The 17,719-nt window shown below is 58.1% G+C and carries 15 protein-coding genes and 1 riboswitch; of the genes, 5 read left to right on the forward strand and 10 right to left on the reverse strand.

What is annotated here, in order from left to right; translation table 11 throughout:
- Positions 1 to 132: 132 nt before the first annotated feature.
- Positions 133 to 1,635: an L-arabinose isomerase gene (araA, locus tag A1WC_RS21730; RefSeq protein WP_008807461.1), complete on the reverse strand. Its 1,503-nt coding sequence runs from the start codon at positions 1,633 to 1,635 to the stop codon at positions 133 to 135.
- Between the two features lie 10 nt (positions 1,636 to 1,645).
- Positions 1,646 to 3,355, reverse strand: a complete 1,710-nt coding sequence (araB, locus tag A1WC_RS21725; RefSeq protein ID WP_016160288.1) for a ribulokinase — start codon at positions 3,353 to 3,355, stop codon at positions 1,646 to 1,648.
- A gap of 336 nt (positions 3,356 to 3,691) precedes the next feature.
- On the opposite strand from araB, the gene araC reads away from it, so the two are divergent.
- Positions 3,692 to 4,537 carry an arabinose operon transcriptional regulator AraC gene (araC, locus tag A1WC_RS21720; protein ID WP_004204301.1) on the forward strand — a complete coding sequence of 282 codons (846 nt, stop codon included), beginning with the start codon at positions 3,692 to 3,694 and terminating at the stop codon, positions 4,535 to 4,537.
- Positions 4,538 to 4,665: 128 nt separating this feature from the next.
- A complete protein-coding gene (locus tag A1WC_RS21715) occupies positions 4,666 to 5,433 on the forward strand; it encodes a DedA family protein (RefSeq protein WP_008807458.1) in 768 nt (255 codons plus the stop codon).
- On the opposite strand, the gene thiQ is transcribed toward A1WC_RS21715, so the two are convergent.
- The 4 genes from thiQ to sgrR form a co-directional block, all read right to left on the reverse strand.
- Complete coding sequence (gene thiQ, locus A1WC_RS21710; RefSeq protein WP_008807457.1) at positions 5,420 to 6,121, reverse strand: thiamine ABC transporter ATP-binding protein ThiQ; 702 nt, start codon at positions 6,119 to 6,121, stop codon at positions 5,420 to 5,422. The genes A1WC_RS21715 and thiQ overlap by 14 nt on opposite strands.
- Positions 6,105 to 7,715, reverse strand: coding sequence for a thiamine/thiamine pyrophosphate ABC transporter permease ThiP (thiP, locus tag A1WC_RS21705; protein WP_012968945.1), 1,611 nt, complete (start codon positions 7,713 to 7,715; stop codon positions 6,105 to 6,107). Before thiP ends, thiQ begins: the two co-directional genes overlap by 17 nt.
- Positions 7,691 to 8,674, reverse strand: a complete 984-nt coding sequence (gene thiB, locus A1WC_RS21700) for a thiamine ABC transporter substrate binding subunit (RefSeq protein ID WP_016160289.1) — start codon at positions 8,672 to 8,674, stop codon at positions 7,691 to 7,693. Before thiB ends, thiP begins: the two co-directional genes overlap by 25 nt.
- A 32-nt stretch (positions 8,675 to 8,706) precedes the next feature.
- Positions 8,707 to 8,926: riboswitch (TPP riboswitch) on the reverse strand.
- A 37-nt stretch (positions 8,927 to 8,963) separates the two neighbouring features.
- Positions 8,964 to 10,619 (reverse strand): HTH-type transcriptional regulator SgrR, encoded by a 1,656-nt coding sequence (gene sgrR / locus A1WC_RS21695; RefSeq protein WP_008807454.1) that lies wholly within the window; start codon positions 10,617 to 10,619, stop codon positions 8,964 to 8,966.
- Between the two features lie 87 nt (positions 10,620 to 10,706).
- On the opposite strand from sgrR, the gene sgrT reads away from it, so the two are divergent.
- A complete protein-coding gene (gene sgrT / locus A1WC_RS25700) occupies positions 10,707 to 10,859 on the forward strand; it encodes a glucose uptake inhibitor SgrT (RefSeq protein ID WP_012542866.1) in 153 nt (50 codons plus the stop codon).
- Positions 10,860 to 11,130: 271 nt separating this feature from the next.
- On the forward strand, positions 11,131 to 12,315 hold the full coding sequence (locus A1WC_RS21690) for a sugar efflux transporter (protein WP_008807453.1): 1,185 nt from the start codon (positions 11,131 to 11,133) through the stop codon (positions 12,313 to 12,315).
- Positions 12,316 to 12,359: 44 nt separating this feature from the next.
- On the opposite strand, the gene A1WC_RS21685 is transcribed toward A1WC_RS21690, so the two are convergent.
- A complete protein-coding gene (locus A1WC_RS21685; protein WP_012542864.1) occupies positions 12,360 to 13,670 on the reverse strand; it encodes an MFS transporter in 1,311 nt (436 codons plus the stop codon).
- Between the two features lie 231 nt (positions 13,671 to 13,901).
- Between A1WC_RS21685 and A1WC_RS21680 the strand changes: the two genes are divergently transcribed.
- Positions 13,902 to 14,798, forward strand: a complete 897-nt coding sequence (locus A1WC_RS21680; protein ID WP_012542863.1) for a LysR family transcriptional regulator — start codon at positions 13,902 to 13,904, stop codon at positions 14,796 to 14,798.
- 37 nt (positions 14,799 to 14,835) lie between these two features.
- Here A1WC_RS21680 and aroD read toward each other — a convergent pair whose 3' ends face one another.
- Genes aroD through A1WC_RS21665 form a run of 3 tightly spaced genes read right to left on the reverse strand, consistent with a single transcriptional unit; the run spans position 14,836 to position 17,710 of the window.
- Positions 14,836 to 15,591: a type I 3-dehydroquinate dehydratase gene (aroD, locus tag A1WC_RS21675; protein WP_012968942.1), complete on the reverse strand. Its 756-nt coding sequence runs from the start codon at positions 15,589 to 15,591 to the stop codon at positions 14,836 to 14,838.
- Between the two features lie 30 nt (positions 15,592 to 15,621).
- Positions 15,622 to 16,836, reverse strand: coding sequence for an MFS transporter (locus A1WC_RS21670; RefSeq protein WP_012542861.1), 1,215 nt, complete (start codon positions 16,834 to 16,836; stop codon positions 15,622 to 15,624).
- Positions 16,837 to 16,846: 10 nt separating this feature from the next.
- Entirely contained in the window at positions 16,847 to 17,710 is an 864-nt protein-coding gene (locus A1WC_RS21665; protein WP_008807448.1) for a shikimate dehydrogenase, read from the reverse strand.
- Between the last annotated feature and the right edge of the window lie 9 nt (positions 17,711 to 17,719).

The following is a 17,719-nucleotide window of genomic DNA, read 5'->3' on the forward strand; positions in this document are numbered from 1 at the left end:
GCTCCGAATAGCAGGCGAGTCGGGTATCCCTCACCCCGACCCTCTCCCGGCGGGAGAGGGAAAAAGGCGGCATGGCGCCCTGACGGTATCCTCTCCCCAACGGGGAGAGGGAAAGGGTGAGGGGACGGCCTCTTAGCGTTTTGAACCGTAATACACTTCATTCCAGCGCAGCGCGTCCTTGAAGGACGGCAGACGGGTATCGTTGTCGATGACCGTCAGCTCGATATTGTGCAGCTCGGCGAACTGGCGCATATCGTCGAGGTTCAGCGCATGGCTGAAGACGGTATGGTGCGCGCCACCGGCGATGATCCAGGCTTCCGAAGCGGTACGCAGATCCGGCTGCGCTTTCCACAGAGCGTTGGCCACCGGCAGCTTCGGCAGATCGTGCGGCGTCGGGACGGTTTCAATGGTATTGACCAGCAGACGGAAGCGATCTCCCAGATCGATCAGGCTGGCGACAATCGCCGGGCCGGTCTGGGTATTGAAGATCAAACGCGCCGGATCCGCTTTGCCGCCGATACCCAGCGGCTGGACGTCGAGGATCGGTTTCTCAGCGGTAGCGATCGTCGGGCACACTTCCAGCATATGCGAACCGAGCACCAGATCGTTGCCGTTGTCGAAGTGGTAGGTGTAATCCTCCATAAAGGAGGTGCCGCCCTGCAGACCGGTTGACATCACCTTCATGATGCGAAGCAGAGCGGCGGTTTTCCAGTCGCCTTCACCGGCAAAGCCGTAGCCCTGCTGCATCAGGCGCTGCACGGCGAGACCCGGAAGCTGTTTCAGGCCGTGGAGATCTTCAAAGGTGGTGGTAAAGGCGTGGAACCCGCCCTGCTCGAGAAAGCGTTTCATCCCCAGCTCAATGCGCGCGGCGTCCAGCACGTTCTGGCGCTTCTCGCCGTGAACCTGCGCCGCCGGGGTCAGACGGTAGCTGCTTTCATATTCATCGACCAGCGCGCTGATATCGCCGTCGCTGATGCTGTTGACCACCTGCACCAGATCGCCGACCGCCCAGGTGTTCACTGAGAAGCCAAACTTGATCTGCGCCGCGACTTTATCGCCGTCGGTCACCGCCACTTCGCGCATGTTATCGCCGAAACGGCACACTTTCAGATGGCGAGTATCCTGTTTGGAGACCGCCTGGCGCATCCAGCCGCCGATGCGCTGGTGGGCTTCTTTATCCTGCCAGTGGCCGGTGACCACGCTGTGTTGCTGGCGCATACGGGCGCCGATGAAACCGAACTCGCGGCCGCCGTGCGCGGTCTGGTTCAGGTTCATAAAGTCCATATCGATGCTGTCCCACGGCAGCGCGGCATTGTATTGCGTATGGAACTGCAGCAGCGGCTTGTTGAGGATGGTCAGGCCGTTGATCCACATTTTTGCCGGCGAGAAGGTATGCAACCAGACCACTAACCCGGCGCATTTGTCATCGTAGTTGGCGTCGCGGCAGATATGAGTGATCTCGTCCGGGGTGGTGCCCAGCGGCTTAAGGACCAGTTTGCAAGGCAGTTTGGCTTCCGCATTCAGGCTGTTCACCACATGTTCGGCATGCTTCGTCACCTGGCGCAGGGCTTCCGGGCCGTACAGATGTTGGCTGCCAATAACGAACCATACTTCATAGTTATCAAAAATCGTCATTTTCGTATCCTTAATGGGTGAGCGCTGCCTGAGATTGCGGGGCTTTTTCCGCCTTTGCAGCCGAAGGGAGATAGTGTTGTTCAGCGCTGACCGACCACTGCTGGTAGCGCTGATAGAGTTGTTCGAAACGTTGTGCCTGCGCCGGGCGTGGCTGCAGGGTGGTTTCCACCTGGCTTGCCATCCGCTGCTGGGCGGCGGGAATATCGTCATAGACGCCGGCGGCGACGGCGGCGAAGATAGCCGCCCCCAGCGCACAGCACTGATCGGAGGCGACAATCTGCAGCGGGCGGTTCAGCACATCGCAGCAGGCCTGCATGATGACCTGGTTTTTCCGTGCGATACCGCCGAGGGCCATCACGTTGTTAACCGGGATCCCCTGCTCGGTGAAGCACTCCATAATGGCGCGGGCGCCAAAGGCGGTGGCGGCGATGAGGCCACCGAACAGCGCCGGCGCGTCGGTCGCCAGGTTAAGATCGGTGATCACCCCTTTCAGACGCTGGTTGGCATTCGGCGTGCGGCGGCCGTTGAACCAGTCGAGCACCACCGGCAGGTGATCGAGGGACGGATTATTGGCCCAGGCTTCGGTGAGCGCCGGCAGTAACTGTTTTTGGCTGGCTTTGATTTGCTCGCGCAACGCCGGCTGCTGCTGAGCCAGTTGTTCCAGCGGCCAGCCGAGAATGCGGCCAAACCAGGCGTAAATATCGCCGAAGGCGGACTGGCCTGCCTCCATGCCGATAAAGTGCGGAACCACGCTGCCGTCAACCTGCCCGCAGATGCCTTTTACCGTGCGCTCGCCGACGCTCTCTTTATCGGCAATCAGGATGTCGCAGGTGGAGGTGCCGATGACTTTCACCAGCGCGTTAGGTTGCGCCCCGGCGCCAACGGCGCCCATATGGCAGTCGAAGGCGCCGCCGGAGATGGCCACGGTCTGCGACAGACCCAGACGCTGGGCCCACTCTGCGTTCAGCGTGCCGACCGGCACATCGGCCGTCCAGGTATCGGTGAACAGCGGCCAGGCCAGATGCTGGTTAATGATGGGATCAAGCTCATCGAAGAAGCTGGCCGGCGGCAGACCGCCCCAGCTTTCGTGCCACAGCGATTTATGTCCGGCGCTGCAGCGGCCGCGGCGCAGATCCTGCGGACGGGTGGTGCCGGAGAGCAGGGCGGGTACCCAGTCGCAAAGCTCTACCCACGAGGCGGCAGCCTGGGCGACGGCGCTATCTTCGCGGGTGACGTGAAGGATTTTGGCCCAGAACCATTCGCTGGAGTAGATACCACCGATATAGCGCGAGTAATCCTCTTTGCCCGGCTGGTGACACAGGCGGGTGATCGCCTCGGCTTCCTCGACCGCGGTGTGATCCTTCCACAGGACAAACATGGCGTTAGGGTTGTCAGCGAATTCTTCGCGCAGCGCCAGCACGTTGCCCTCGGCATCAACGGGAGCCGGGGTTGAGCCGGTGCTGTCGACGCCAATGCCCACGACGTCGGCGCGCTGTTCGGCGCTCAGCGAAGCGAGCACGCTTTTCAGCGCCGCTTCCATGGACTCGATGTAATCTCGCGGGTGGTGGCGGAACCGGTTGTTAGCCCCATCGCAATACTGTCCTTCCCGCCAGCGCGGATACCACTCTACGCTTGCCGCCAGCTCTGCGCCGGACGCGCATTCCACCGCCAGGGCGCGGACTGAGTCACTACCAAAGTCGAGGCCAATCGCAATTGCCATCTTGTTACTCCATGCAGAAATCATTCATGCAGCAACAGTAGATATCCCCGGCAAAATCCGTCAGGCCGGATTCGCTAATCTTATGGATTATTTTGCTGTCACCTCGCAAAGTGTGACGCCGTGCAAATATTCGATGTGGACTTTCCTGCCGTATTTATAGACACTTTTGTTACCCGGTATATCACGGTGGAATGCACGCTGCTGGCGCTTTTTCGCTTACCGTGCGGCTTTTTAGCGAAATTCCCACCGCCGTCGCAGTCGCGACAGGGCCGAGAGCGATAAAATGATGAATATGGACAATTGGTGTCATTAATACCTTCGGGGAGAACCACGCGTATGGCCGAAACGCAAAACGATCCGCTGCTGCCGGGCTACTCTTTTAACGCTCATCTGGTCACCGGCCTCACGCCGATTGAGGCGCAGGGATACCTGGATTTCTTTATCGACCGCCCGCTGGGCATGAAAGGCTATATTCTCAACCTGACGATCCGCGGCGAGGGTGTTATCAACAACCACGGCGAGCAGTTCGTCTGCCGGCCGGGTGATATGTTGCTGTTCCCACCAGGGGAAATCCATCACTACGGCCGCCATCCCGACGCCAGCGAGTGGTATCACCAGTGGGTCTACTTCCGGCCACGCGCCTACTGGCACGAGTGGCTCAACTGGCCGACGATCTTCGCCCAGACCGGCTTTTTCCGTCCGGATGAACAGTGGCAGGCGCGCTTTGGCGAACTGTTCGGCCAGATCGTCGATGCCGGGCAGGGGGCGGGGCGCTATTCCGAACTGCTGGCGATAAATCTGCTGGAACAGCTGCTGCTGCGGCGCATGGAGGCGATCAACGAATCGCTGCATCCGCCGCTGGATAACCGGGTGCGCGACGCCTGCCAGTACATCAGCGACCATCTGGCGGACAGCCATTTTGATATTGCCAGCGTCGCCCAGCACGTCTGCCTGTCGCCCTCGCGTCTGTCGCACCTGTTCCGCCAGCAGTTGGGGATCAGCGTGCTCGGCTGGCGGGAAGATCAGCGCATCAGCCAGGCCAAACTGCTGCTGAGCACGACACGGATGCCGATCGCCACCGTCGGGCGCAACGTTGGCTTTGAAGATCAGCTCTATTTTTCGCGCGTATTTAAAAAATGCACCGGCGCCAGCCCGAGCGAATTCCGTGCAGGATGTGAATAAAAAGTAAAGAAAGTGAAATGATGACCCGCTTAAATATCACAGCCAGTAAACTATTAAGACAATTGGTGGCTTGACGAGGGCGCGATGGCTCCGGAGAATCCGGGCTTCGTTTTTTAACCGGGTACATTATGCAAGCATTGCTGGAACACTTTATCACCCAATCCACGGTCTACTCGTTGTTAGCCGTGATGCTGGTGGCCTTTCTCGAGTCGCTGGCGCTGGTGGGGCTTATCTTACCCGGAACGGTGATGATGGCCGGCCTTGGGGCGCTTATCGGCAGCGGTGAGGTTAACTTCTGGCAGGCGTGGCTGGCGGGGATTGTCGGCTGTCTGCTGGGCGACTGGATCTCATTCTGGCTCGGCTGGCGCTTTAAAAAGCCGCTGCACCGCTGGTCGTTTATGAAGAAAAACCGTGCCCTGTTGGAGAAGACCGAGCATGCGTTGCATCAGCACAGCATGATCACCATTCTGATCGGCCGCTTTGTTGGGCCGACGCGACCGCTGGTGCCGATGGTCGCCGGGATGCTCGATCTGCCGGTGGCGAAGTTTGTGCTACCGAATATTATCGGCTGCCTGCTCTGGCCGCCGCTCTATTTCCTGCCCGGCATTCTCGCCGGGGCGGCGATTGATATTCCGGCCGATGAAAACAGCGCCAGCTTTAAATGGCTGCTGTTGGGGGCGGCGCTGCTGGCCTGGCTGGCAGGGTGGCTGTGCTGGCGGCTGTGGCGGAGCGCGAAAACCTCAGGCGATCGCCTGACCCGCTGGCTGCCGCGCGGCCGACTACTGTGGCTGTCACCGCTGATGGTGGTGGTCGCCGCGACGGCGCTGACTCTGGTCTGCCGCCATCCGCTGATGCCGGTCTATCTGGCGATCCTGCACAAGGTTATTGCGCGCTGATGCCCATCAGATGCGAGGCGCTGCTGTTGCCGCTTAACAGCTCGGCGGTGGCGCCATCCCAGACAATCCGCCCTTCGGCGACCACTATCGAGCGCGGCGCGATGCGCGCCGCATCTTCCACGCTGTGGGAGACCATCAGCAGAGTGAGCTGCTGCTGCTCGCAGACATCGGCGACCAGGGACAGCATTTCCTGACGCAGCGCCGGGTCAAGCGCTGAGAAGGGTTCATCCAGTAACAGCACCGGCTGCTGGCGCACCAGACAGCGGGCCAGCGCCGCGCGCTGCCGCTGACCGCCGGAAAGCTCGCCCGGCAGGCGTTCCAGCAGCGCATCAATTCCCATCTGTCCGGCCATCGCCGCCACCTGCGCCTGCTCCTCGCGGCTCAGTTTCAGGCCCGGGTGGATCCCGAGGCTGATATTCTGCCGAACCGTGAGATGGTTAAACAGGTTATTCTCCTGGAACAGCATCGAGACCGGACGCTGCGCCGGCGGCGTCGCGTTATGCACCTCGCCATTGATCCGCAGGCTGCCGCTGGCGGGCGGTAGAAAACCGGCGATCAGATTCAGCAGGGTGCTCTTTCCGGCGCCGCTGGGGCCGAGCACCGCGATGCGCTCGCCGCGCGCGACGTCGAGGGTAAAGCGCATCGGCAGATGCTGGTACAGCCAGGTCACATCATTGAGTTTTAGCATCACGCCCCGGAAGTTTTTCTATCAGCGTAAATAATAAGAAACAGAGCAGCAGCAGGAGCAGGGCGGTGACGGCCCCGTCCTGGCTGCGGTAGGCGCCTATCTGCTGGTAGAGATAGAAAGGCAGGGTGCGGAACGCCTCGTTGCCGAACAGGGCCACCACGCCGAAGTCACCAATCGACAGCACGCAGGCGAAGGCTAACGCCTGGGCCAGCGGGCGCCGGAGGGCGCGAAGCTCAACCACCCGCAGCCGCGTGAAGCCTTCAATCCCCAACGACTGGCACAGCATACTGTAGCGAGCGGTCACGTCGCGCATCGGGTTTTCCAGCACTTTGAGCGCGTAGGGGATCGCCATCAGGGCATTGGTGAAGATGACGATGCCGTCGGCGGACTCCGGCAGTCCGACGCTGTTACTGAGCAGCAGAAAAAAGCCAGTGGCCAGCACAATCCCCGGCATGGCCAGGATTAACATGCCGCTCAGCTCCATCGCCTGCCCGGCCAGCGGCCGCTGGCGGGCGCGCAGCTCCCGGCTGCTCCACAGCAGCATCATCGTCAGGGTTACGCTCAACAGCCCGGCGGCGATGGCGATGCGCAGAGAGGTACTCAATGCCTGCCAGAGCGCCGGCTGCGCCAGCACGTTCAGCATGTTGCGGTTGATCCCGTCGACGATGACCGCCAGCAGAGGCGGGAGCAGCAGCAGCAGGGCGGCGCCGATCAAGAGTCCATCGCTCAGGCGGCTGTGCAGACGATCGTCAGGGTCGCGCCAGCCGCGGACATGGCTGACGCCGATAGCCACCGCTTTACTGAGGCGCTGGCTGAGCAGCACCAGCGCGAGGCAGCAAAGCATCTGGATCAGCGCCAGCATTGCCGCTCGCGCCGGATCGTAGTCAAAGCTCAGCGCCTGGTAGATAGCCAGCTCAATCGTGGTGGCCTTCGGGCCGCCGCCCAGCGACAGCACGGTGGCGAAGCTGGCGAAGCAGAGCATAAAAATCAGCGCAGCGACGGCGGGAATGTGCCGGCGCATCCACGGCCATTCGACGAGACGGAAGAAGGCATAGCCGCGCATGCCAAGCTGGGCGGCAATTTGCCGCTGTTCACCAGGGATACTCTCCAGCGCCTGCAGCAGCAGGCGGGTGGCCATCGGCATATTGAAAAAGACGTGCGCCAGCAGGATGCCCTGCAGACCGTAGGGCGAGAAATCCCACTGCCAGCCGAGCGCGTGAAACAGCGAGGCCAGCCAGCCCTGGCGGCCATAGACGCTGAGGATGCCGAACACCGCCACCAGCACCGGCAGGATCAGGGTCATCGCGCACAGGCGCAGCAGCAGTGTGCGGCCCGGGAAGCGACGCCGGTAAAGGGCGCGGGCGAGAAAGATGGCCGGCACCACCGAGAACAGCGCTGACAGCGACGCCTGCCAGAAGGAGAAGCGCACCACGTGCCACAGGTAGCTATCGCTGAAGACCGATTGCCAGCCCGCGCCGGGGGCGCTAAACCACAGCGCCAGAAACGCCGCCAGCGCGACGGCGCAGAGCAGGGTGGCGGCAAAAAGGCCCGGCAATAGCCCGCGAAGGTTTAGCGGCTGACGGCGCGTTGCCATGCGCTAATCCAGGTCTGACGCTCGCTGGCGACCTGCTGCGGGGTAAACGCCAGGGTGGTCTGCGGCTTCACCAGGGTATCAAACCCGGCCGGCAGCGCGACCTGAGTCACCGGATACATCCAGTTCCCGGTGGGGATGGCGTTCTGGAAGCCAGGCGAGACCATAAATTTGAGGAACTTCTCCGCCAGTTCCGGCTGCTTGCTGGCGGCGGTACGCGCGGCAACTTCGACCTGCAGATAATGGCCTTCGGCGAAGCTCGCCGCCGCATAGTTGTCTTTCTTCTCTTCAATAATGTGGTAAGCCGGCGAGGTGGTGTAGCTTAAGACCAGGTCGCTTTCCCCTTTCAGGAACAGACCGTAGGCTTCACTCCAGCCCTTGGTGACGGTGACCGTTTTCGCCGCCAGTTTCTGCCAGGCCTCGGGCGCTTTATCGCCATAGACCTTTTGCATCCACAGCAGCAGGCCCAGCCCCGGGGTGCTGGTGCGGGGATCTTCGTAGATGACGCGCCATTTCTGCGGGCTCTCAACCAGCTCTTTCAGGCTTTTCGGCGGGTTAGCCAGTTTATTTTTGTCATAGACGAAGGCGAAATAGCCGTAATCGTAGGGGACAAAGGTGTCATTATCCCATCCGCCTGGCACGCTGACCGCGCTGGCAGGTACGTGGCTTTTGGCGAACAGTTTACTCTGCGCCGCGGCTTCCAGCAGGTTGTTATCCAGGCCAAGCACGATGTCGGCCTTGCTGTTCTTGCCTTCCATGCGCAGGCGATTCAGTAGCGAAACGCCATCTTCCAGGGCTACGAACTTCAGTTCGCAGCCGCAGTCCGCTTCAAAGGCTTTTTTGACCGCCGGGCCGGGGCCCCAGTCGGCAGAGAAGGAGTCATAGGTATAGACGGTGAGGACAGGCTTAGCCAGAGCGGGCATGGCGACCAGCGCCAGCAGCGGGAGTAATTTTTTCAACACTTTGCACCTCAGAAAAAAGGGGTGGCAAAGGATTTTGAGTGAGCCTCAAATCCCTTCGCCGGCGTTATCCGGATCAGGTTCGACGGGTATTTTCTCAGCCCATACGCTTCATCCTTCAAGCCGCATCTGCGTTAGCTTCGCGCGTTCACCCCAGTCACATAGTTATCTATGCTCCAGGGGATTCACCCGCTTGCTGCCTTGATGCAACTTGAATGATATTGCGTATGTTTATTAGCACCCCGTTGAGAACGGCCTTAGTGTAATGATTTTGTCAGATGACGGAAAGCGCTTACGGCTCCGGCGGCGCAAACCACGCGGATTTAAAGTCGAACCAGCCGAGGGTGTTCATCCGTACGCCGCGCATACTGCGCTGCCCCTGAATCATCAGCCAGTGGTGGATCAGCGGCACGATATGTTGCCCGGCCAGCAGCCGCTGGCTCCAGGTGGCCGGATTAAACTCTCCCGCGCGCCAGCGGCAGGCGTCTGCCTGCCAGTCAATGGGGATGCAGCGCTGAATGAGCGGGACTTCGTACAGATAGGCGAAGAGTGAGAATTCGATCGGTAAGGTGAAGTTAACGCTGTTGAGCCAGATATCGCTGACCACCTCGCCGCGATGCCAGGCATCATACTCCAGCTCCTGGATCTCCAGTTTTACCTGATGCGCTGCCAGCAGGTCGCGCATAATCCCGCCGATCACCCGATGTTCGACGTGATCGCGGTAATAGGTGAGGGTGACGGTCTCCAGCCCCGCCGGCTTCTCGCAGGCGTGGTTGCTGGCGTGATGCCAGCGCGGCAGCAGGCCGTAGGCGGGAAACCAGTTGCCCTGGTAGTGTTCGCCCGCATGGTAGAGCAGGTTGGCGGGCTGAAACAGATAGCTTAACCAGCGACGCACCGCGTCGTTGGCCCCCAGCGGGCTTCGCGAGTCGAACAGCAGGTAATAGCAGCCCTCTTCCAGGCGACTCTCCACCGCTTTTTCGCTTTCGGTATTGCCCTGCAGCGTCAGGCCGCCATTGGGCTCTTCACTAATTTCCGGCAGCACCCAGACGTTCACCTCATCGATCAGCGCCCGGTAGCCAAAATAGTCTTCAAAGGCATGGATCTTGAGCTGGTTCTGATTGTTACGCACCACGGCATAAGGGCCGGTTCCGACCGGCATGGAGGAAAAGTGGTTCATGGTCTGCCACTCCTGCGGCAGCACCATCGCCGGCACCTGACCCAGCAGCCAGGGCAGCCAGCGGTCGGGCTGGCGCAGATGAATATCCAGGGTCCAGGCGGTGGGCGATTCGATGCGTTCGATATGTGAATAGAGCGGCAGGGCATTGCTGCGCTGCAGAGAGGCGATCACATCCGCCATCTCCAGCTCACGGCCGTGGTGAAAATGGATGCCCGGGCGGAGGAAAAAGCGCCAGTGGGTGGGGGTCAGCTGCTGCCAGTGGTGGGCAATATCGGCTTCCAGTTCCCCATTTTCCTCATTTACCCGCGTCAGGGCGCTGAATATTTGCCGGGCAATATGCGTTTCCGAACGCCGCAGCGCACTGCCGGGCAGTAAATTCTTCATCGGACGGTAGTAGAGCACGCGCAGGATATGGCGTCCCTGGCGGAAGCTGCGGCCAAGATGAGAGATCAGCATCTGGCGGACAGCGGCCTTATCGCCGACCAGCTGCACCAGCTGATCGATGCGATCCTGCTCGAGGAGATCTTCGGCACGCTGCTGCTGCAGGGCGAGACCGGTATAGAGAAAGGTCAGCCGCGAACGCTTGCCGCGACCTGCCTCCGCCTCCCAGGCCAGCCAACCGCGGGACTCCATCATATTGAGCAGGGTGCGCATATGGCGACGCGAGCAGCTCAGCATTTCCGCCAGCTCGTTGAGGGTGGTCTCCTGCGACTTGCCGTCGCAGCACTGCCATAAGCGGATGAACTGTTGTTGCAGACGGCTGGAAGACATAAAAGGGGAACTCCTGCGCAAAACTCAGCAATTTATTACTCCCCATATTAAGCCAATAATGAATCCCGATGAAGCGAGGAGGTGAATATGATGAGGTCTACCGCAAAATCGTTCTACCAGCGCTATTTTTCTGCGACGCAGGATGCGTCCTGGCTGGCCCGCCTGATGGCAGGACGACAACAGGAAATCCTGGGAGAACTGATGCAGTGGGGAGTGACGTCAAAGGCCTCTGATCATTGACTTGCAGACATCATGTGTGACTGAGTATTGGTGTTATACTCGTCGTTTTTCACGCTGCAGGGGCGTTGGCCGCGACCGCTCGTTTCGCTGTCGATGCGCTCAGGGCCTGACGTTCTGGCCACGCTCACCCTTTCAGGGCCAGCACAAGCGCTGTGCAAAACGGTTAACCGTTTTGTCCTGCAACATGAAACCCATAGAGTATAGAATCACCCGCCAGCAGAAATCCTCTGCTGGCTTTTTTCGTTTACTTCGCGTGTGTTAAGGACATTCCATGCTGTGGTTGATGACGATGGGACGACGGCTAAACGGCGTGTATGCCGCCTTTATGCTGGTTGCTTTTATGATGGGCGTGGCGGGCGCGTTGCAGGCGCCGACCTTGAGTTTGTTTCTCAGCCGCGAAGTAGGGGCGCAGCCGTTCTGGGTGGGCCTGTTCTACACGGTAAATGCCATTGCCGGGATCCTGGTGAGTCTGGCGTTGGCTAAGCGCTCTGATAGCCGCGGCGATCGGCGGCGGTTAATTATGCTCTGCTGCCTGATGGCGGTGGGCAATGCGCTGCTGTTTGCCTTCAACCGTCACTACCTGACGTTAATTACCTGCGGGGTGATGCTGGCGTCCATCGCCAATGCCGCCATGCCGCAGCTCTTCGCCCTGGCCCGGGAGTATGCCGACAGCTCGGCGCGGGAAGTGGTGATGTTCAGCTCGATCATGCGCGCCCAGCTGTCGCTGGCGTGGGTGATTGGCCCGCCGCTGGCCTTTATGCTGGCCCTCAATTATGGCTTTACCACCATGTTTTCCATTGCGGCGGGCATCTTTGTGATTAGTCTGGCGCTGATTGCCATTAAACTGCCCTCGGTCCCGCGGGTGGAACAGCCTTCGGAAGAGGCGGCGGCGCTGGTGCAGGCCGGCGGCTGGCAGGATAAGAACGTGCGCATGCTGTTTATCGCCTCCACGCTGATGTGGACCTGCAACACGATGTATATCATTGATATGCCGCTGTGGATCAGTAACGATCTCGGTCTTCCCGACAGCCTTGCCGGGATCCTGATGGGCACCGCCGCCGGACTGGAAATACCGGCGATGATCCTCGCCGGTTACTACGTGAAGCGCTTTGGTAAACGTAAAATGATGGTGGCGGCGGTCGCGGCCGGTGTGCTGTTTTATGCCGGGTTGATTCTGTTTCATGGCCGTACGGCGCTGCTGGCCCTGCAGCTATTTAACGCGGTCTTTATCGGTATTATCGCCGGGATCGGTATGCTGTGGTTCCAGGACTTAATGCCGGGTCGGGCGGGGGCGGCGACCACCCTGTTCACCAACAGTATTTCCACCGGCGTGATCCTCGCCGGCGTGATGCAGGGGGCGCTGTCGCAAAGTTATGGCCACGCCAGCGTCTACTGGACAATCGCCGCGATTTCGCTGGTGACACTGTTTTTGACCAGCAGGGTGAAGGATATCTGACAATCTGCCTTGCCCCGGCGAGCCGCGTCGCCGGGGCAAGCTGACTACTCCAGGACGATACGCTTGATATCGCCGATGATAAAAATGTAGGCAATCACGCCGATCAGCGCCGTCAGGCCGACATAGATCAGCGCGTAAAAGAAATTACCCGTTGCGGAGATAATCACGCCAATTATCAGTGGCGCAATAATAGATGCCATATTGGCGCAAAAGTTAAATATGCCGCCGGTGAGGCCTGCCATATTTTCCGGGGCAATATCAGAAATTAAGGTCCAGCCCAGACCGACCATCCCCTGGCCAAAAAATGCCACCGACATAATAATGATAACGGTGCTGTTAGCGCTTACCCAGTTCGCCGCAATAATACAGCTGGACAGTAGTAAACCGGAAATTATTGGTAACTTTCGACTGATGTTGACGGAGCCGGTTCGCTTCAGCAACCGGTCCGAGATCCAGCCGCCGAAGAGGATGCCGATCGCGGCGGCGAGGAAGGGCCAGGTGGCGAAAAATCCGACGTGAAGCCAGGGAAGATGGCGCTCGTTGGCAAGATAGCTGGGAAACCACGTCAGGAAAAACACCAGCGTGGTGTTCCCGGCGAACTGGCCCAGACTGGCGCCTACGATCTGACGACAGCCCAGCAGACGCCTGGCGTCACGCCAGTTAAATGGAACGTTCTGGATTTTATTGTTAATGTTGTTTGCGCCGATGTAATCCAATTCTGCTTTATTAGCCGTGCGTGATTCATGCGGTTCGTGATAAAAACGCCACCACACCAACGTAAATAAAATACCTAATCCGCCGGTGAGAAAAAACAGCGTTCTCCAGCCATGGTGTTCGAGGATTAAAAATAACAGCGGCGAGAAAGCGGCCAGCCCTATATATTCGCCAACTGTATATGTTGCCGTCGCCCGCGCGCGCTCATGCTGGGGAAACCAGGTGCTGACGATGCGGCTGTTGGCCGGAAAGCAGGGCGCTTCGCTGACGCCAAGCCCCAGGCGCAGGAGGAGCAGGGTTTTCAGCCCGAGGGTAAAACTTTGCAGCAGAGTAAACAGCGACCAGAAGAAAATAGACAGGGCATAGGTGAGCTTGTTACCAAAACGGTCTAAAAATACCCCGCCAGGGATCTGCGCCAGCGCATAGGTCCAGGCAAAGGCGGAGAAAATGATGCCCATCATCGCTGGATCGATATGAATTTCCTGGGTTAATTGTGGGGCGACAATACCCAGGATGGTGCGATCGAGATAATTGATCATCGTTCCGACGGACAACAGCAGTAAAATAACTATCCGAACGCGGCTTCTTTTTTTCGTCCCCGATGAGGAAGTGAGGACTTCCTGAGAGTTTGACATACTCATAGCGAGTTCCTTTAAAGTTTAAAATATTTTTGCATATATTCGCACATGCAAAAACATCTCCAGGAACTATAGATAGTATCTATGAATGGCAACGCTTTGTTGCACATTCATACGCTTCACAAAAGAATATTTGATGTAACGCCGATATTTACCCGCTCCCGCACATTATTGGTGGCTTGCATGGTATATTAGCGTCAGTGCATTTATTCTTATATTATACGGGCAAAAATAATGAACCTAAAGCAACTTTATTATTTTAAACGTCTGTCTGAAACCGAACATTACACCGAAGCCGCCTCCAGTCTGTGCATCACCCAGCCCTCGCTAAGCCATGCGATATCGGAGCTGGAGAAGGAGTTAGGGGTCGCGCTGTTCGCCAGACAGGGACGGAACGTTAAAATTACGCAAAACGGCAAGCGTTTTTTGCCGTATGTCGAAGATGCGCTGGCCTCGCTGGAGAATGGCCGGATGACATTACAAAAAAATGGCGCCGAGAATAAAGAGAATATTCGCATCGCCTTTATTTACACGATGGGCGAATATGTTGTTCCGCAGTTAATTAATCAATATTCTCTTTCACCTGAATGTCACAACGTTACTTTTTCTTTTACTCAGGGGACATCGCTGACCCTATTGCAGGAGCTGAAAGCTGGCAAAGTCGATCTGGCGATTTGCTCTTATATTGCGGATGAGCCGGATATCGATTTTATTCCTGTTATTCAGCAGGAGCTGGTGGTGGTCACGGCGAAGGATCATCCGTTGGCCCGCCTGTATGAACATGAGGTCGATCTGGTAGAGACGATTCATTATCCCTATATCTATTTTTCAGAGAATAGCGGTTTACGTCCGTTTATCGATAATGTGTTTATGCAGCAAAAGCTGGTGCCGGAGATCGCCTGCTACGTGGATGAGGATACCGCGATGGCCGGGCTGGTCAGTATTGACTATGGGATCGCGATTATGCCGCGGATCTCCGCGCTCTCCTATTACAACGTTCACATCCTGAAGATTAAAAACACCATCCCCCCACGCTATATCTATCTGGCGACAATGAAAGATCGGTTACTTTCCCCGGCGCTACAGTCATTTAAAAATGTGGTTATCCACGACAGCCAGAATCTCTGTTAGTGGATGGCCCGGAGATCGCCTCCGGGCCATTCGGGCATCAGGAGAGAATATCCATCACTTCACGTAGTTTGGCGATGGCGATCTGTCCTGGCGCAGAAGCCTGTCCTACGGTACCGAAGGTCATCGCCGAGCCGAATAAGCGCCCGGTAACCCGGCTAACGCCACCGGATTTGCCCATCGACATGGTAATCAGCGGGCGAGTGGCATATTTTTCTTTCATGGTCAGCGTAGCGGCAAGCAAGGTCAGAACGTCCTGCGGCGACTGCGGCATCACCGCGATCTTCGGCAGGTCGGCGCCCAGATCCTGCATGCGGCGCAGGCGATAGATAATATCTTCCTGAGCGGGAGTCTTGTGGAAATCATGGTTACTCATGATCACCTTGACGCCCGCGGCATGCGCATCGTCAACCAGCGCGCGGATCTGCGCTTCATCATTGAATAGCTCGATATCGATAACATCAACCAGTCCGCTGCGCGCGGCTTCGCGATTGAGCGCGAAGTACGCTTCGTCGCTGATCTCGGTTTCGCCACCTTCTTTCTTGCTGCGGAAGGTGAACAGCAGCGGGAGCGCTTTCAGCGCGCCACGGATTTCCGCCAGCGCGGCCATCACCTGGGTCATGTCTCTGACCTGGGTAAAGTGGTCAACGCGCCATTCGATAATATCGGCGCCGGCATCGACCAGACCATGGGCGTTACCCAGTATCTCATCGAGGGTTTTGCCGATCAGCGGTACACAAATGAGGGTTTCCCCTTCCTGAAAGGTGATGTTCTTTACGGTTACTGCATTTGTCATGTAGGTATCCATTATTGTTCGCGTTGAACCTCAGGCGGTGACTGCGGTGCGGGACACTTTTTGCGCCGCCCGAGCCTGCAGTTGACGATAGCCGATGTACAGGGCGATCACAAAGCCGATCACGGCGATTGCAAAATCAAACCACATAATGCTGGCAATACTGATCTGCGAAAGCTTTGCGGTGATCAGCGGGATCGTGAAGCTGGCGATACTGCCGGCGGTGTAGAAGATCCCGGTTGCTTTACCTTTTCCGTTCGGGAAACTCATCGCCATGATTGTTGCTCCCAACTGCAGTACCCCGCCGGCGGCGGCAAAGCCGATGATAAAGGCGAAGCCGGTGACCATCATCGGCGTCGGGAACAGGCACACCAGCAGCAGCGAAATCATCGACAGGCCAGTATAGATGATCATGGCGATGGCCGAGCTGAACACCTCTTTGACGAAGGCGGCGGTCACGAAGACGCAGACCAGCGAACCGACGGTATAGATGCTAAGCAGTTTAATCGCCGAGGCGTAGGGCAGACCGACCACGAATTGACCGTACTGCGCCAGCCACTGGCTGACCAGATAGAAGGTTGCCATGCCAATGTAGCCGTACAGGGTGAAGATCACCATATCCAGCTTATTAGCCTGCGGCCGGGCAGTTGCTTCCGCCTGCGCCGTAGGGGCCTCCTCTTTTTTCGCCGACTGGCTATCCGGGAATGGCATTTTGAGCAGGTAGATGCCGCTCAGGACAAACAGTCCCGCCGCAATGACGAACGACCAGCCGAACCACAGATTCGCCCAGATCAGGAAGCTGATAATGAACGGCAGCAGGAACTGCCCGGCGGAAACGAAGGCTTTGATCAGCACGTTGGCCCGGCTGGCGGAGTGCGGGAAAGACTCCATTAGCGCCGGATAGGTTCCGGAGTCGAGGAAGCTATTCGCCAGGCCCGCCATAATGCCGAAGACGTAGGCCAGATAGATATTTTTAGTCAGCAGGATGCCGACGAAGAAGATCAGATAGCTGAGGATCCCCAGATAAATAAAAGGCTTACGGCCAAAGCGATCCGACAAAAAGCCGGTCACAATGGTCGCCAGCTTGCCGATACCTAACGAGGAGATAACGATGGATACGCCAGCAGCGTCTGTTCCCCACTGTTCCTGAAGATGGGCCATGTTGAGGGTGATTAAGAGCACCCCCATGCCGTGAATCAGGTAGTTGAGATACAGCCCTGCCGCAGTAGGGATGTATTTATTTTTCATCATTCGCCTCTTAGAACAGAATGCTCTTGATGTAATCAACCGGCATCTGTTTACCCGTCCAGATTTCGAACGCGCGCGCGCCTTGCCACAGCATCATCCCCAGACCGTTCAGGGTGCGGCAGCCTTTTTTCTCCGCCACTTCCAGCAGGTGGGTTTTACGTGGGTTGTAGACGACGTCAGAGACGATCAGATCCGGGCGCAGGAAGCTGTCGTTCGGCAGCAACATTTGGCCTTCGAACGGCTTCATGCCAACGCCGGTGGCATTGGTCAGGATCACGCTGCTGTCGATTTCGGCGCGCAGCTTGTCATGATCGTCGAGATCGAACAGATGGATCTCGCAGTTGGTGTTGTTGCGGATCTTAGCTACCGTTTCTTCGGCGTTGGCGAAGAATTTATCGCGGCGGTTAAAGATGGAGATTGCCTTCACGCCATCCAGCGCCGCCTGGACGCAGAGGGCGGTCGCCGCGCCGCCGGCGCCGAGGACGGTCATCTTCTTGCCGATGATATCGATACCCGCTTCGCTAAGGGCGCGCATATAGCCGGTGCCGTCGGTGATATGCCCGGTCAGTACGCCATCGTCGTTGACCACGGTGTTGACCGCCCCGACCAGCTGCGCCGCCGGCGACAGCTTATCGAGATACTGGCAAATTTCGGTTTTGTTCGGCATAGAGACATTAAAGCCTCGCAGCTTCATTGCCCGAAAGCCCTGCACAACGTCCTTCAGCTCCTGATTACCGACTTCAAAAGCCAGATAAACATAGTCCAGCCCGAGATGGGCGAAAGCCTCGTTATGCATGGTGGGTGACATGCTGTGGCGAATCGGGGTGGCGATCAGGCCAATCAGCTCAGTGTGTCCAGTAATACGTTCTGCCATGACAAAAAT

Source organism: Klebsiella sp. KTE92 (genome assembly GCF_000398905.1).
GTDB classification, from domain to species: domain Bacteria; phylum Pseudomonadota; class Gammaproteobacteria; order Enterobacterales; family Enterobacteriaceae; genus Klebsiella; species Klebsiella variicola.

What these genes read in the sequence shown, in the direction of transcription:
- araA (WP_008807461.1), bottom strand. Translation starts at nt 1,635, where the DNA reads ATGACGATTTTTGATAACTATGAAGTATGGTTCGTTATTGGCAGCCAA.
- araB (WP_016160288.1), bottom strand. Translation starts at nt 3,355, where the DNA reads ATGGCAATTGCGATTGGCCTCGACTTTGGTAGTGACTCAGTCCGCGCC.
- araC (WP_004204301.1), top strand. Translation starts at nt 3,692, where the DNA reads ATGGCCGAAACGCAAAACGATCCGCTGCTGCCGGGCTACTCTTTTAAC.
- A1WC_RS21715 (WP_008807458.1), top strand. Translation starts at nt 4,666, where the DNA reads ATGCAAGCATTGCTGGAACACTTTATCACCCAATCCACGGTCTACTCG.
- thiQ (WP_008807457.1), bottom strand. Translation starts at nt 6,121, where the DNA reads ATGCTAAAACTCAATGATGTGACCTGGCTGTACCAGCATCTGCCGATG.
- thiP (WP_012968945.1), bottom strand. Translation starts at nt 7,715, where the DNA reads ATGGCAACGCGCCGTCAGCCGCTAAACCTTCGCGGGCTATTGCCGGGC.
- sgrR (WP_008807454.1), bottom strand. Translation starts at nt 10,619, where the DNA reads ATGTCTTCCAGCCGTCTGCAACAACAGTTCATCCGCTTATGGCAGTGC.
- sgrT (WP_012542866.1), top strand. Translation starts at nt 10,707, where the DNA reads ATGATGAGGTCTACCGCAAAATCGTTCTACCAGCGCTATTTTTCTGCG.
- A1WC_RS21690 (WP_008807453.1), top strand. Translation starts at nt 11,131, where the DNA reads ATGCTGTGGTTGATGACGATGGGACGACGGCTAAACGGCGTGTATGCC.
- A1WC_RS21685 (WP_012542864.1), bottom strand. Translation starts at nt 13,670, where the DNA reads ATGAGTATGTCAAACTCTCAGGAAGTCCTCACTTCCTCATCGGGGACG.
- A1WC_RS21680 (WP_012542863.1), top strand. Translation starts at nt 13,902, where the DNA reads ATGAACCTAAAGCAACTTTATTATTTTAAACGTCTGTCTGAAACCGAA.
- aroD (WP_012968942.1), bottom strand. Translation starts at nt 15,591, where the DNA reads ATGACAAATGCAGTAACCGTAAAGAACATCACCTTTCAGGAAGGGGAA.
- A1WC_RS21670 (WP_012542861.1), bottom strand. Translation starts at nt 16,836, where the DNA reads ATGAAAAATAAATACATCCCTACTGCGGCAGGGCTGTATCTCAACTAC.
- A1WC_RS21665 (WP_008807448.1), bottom strand. Translation starts at nt 17,710, where the DNA reads ATGGCAGAACGTATTACTGGACACACTGAGCTGATTGGCCTGATCGCC.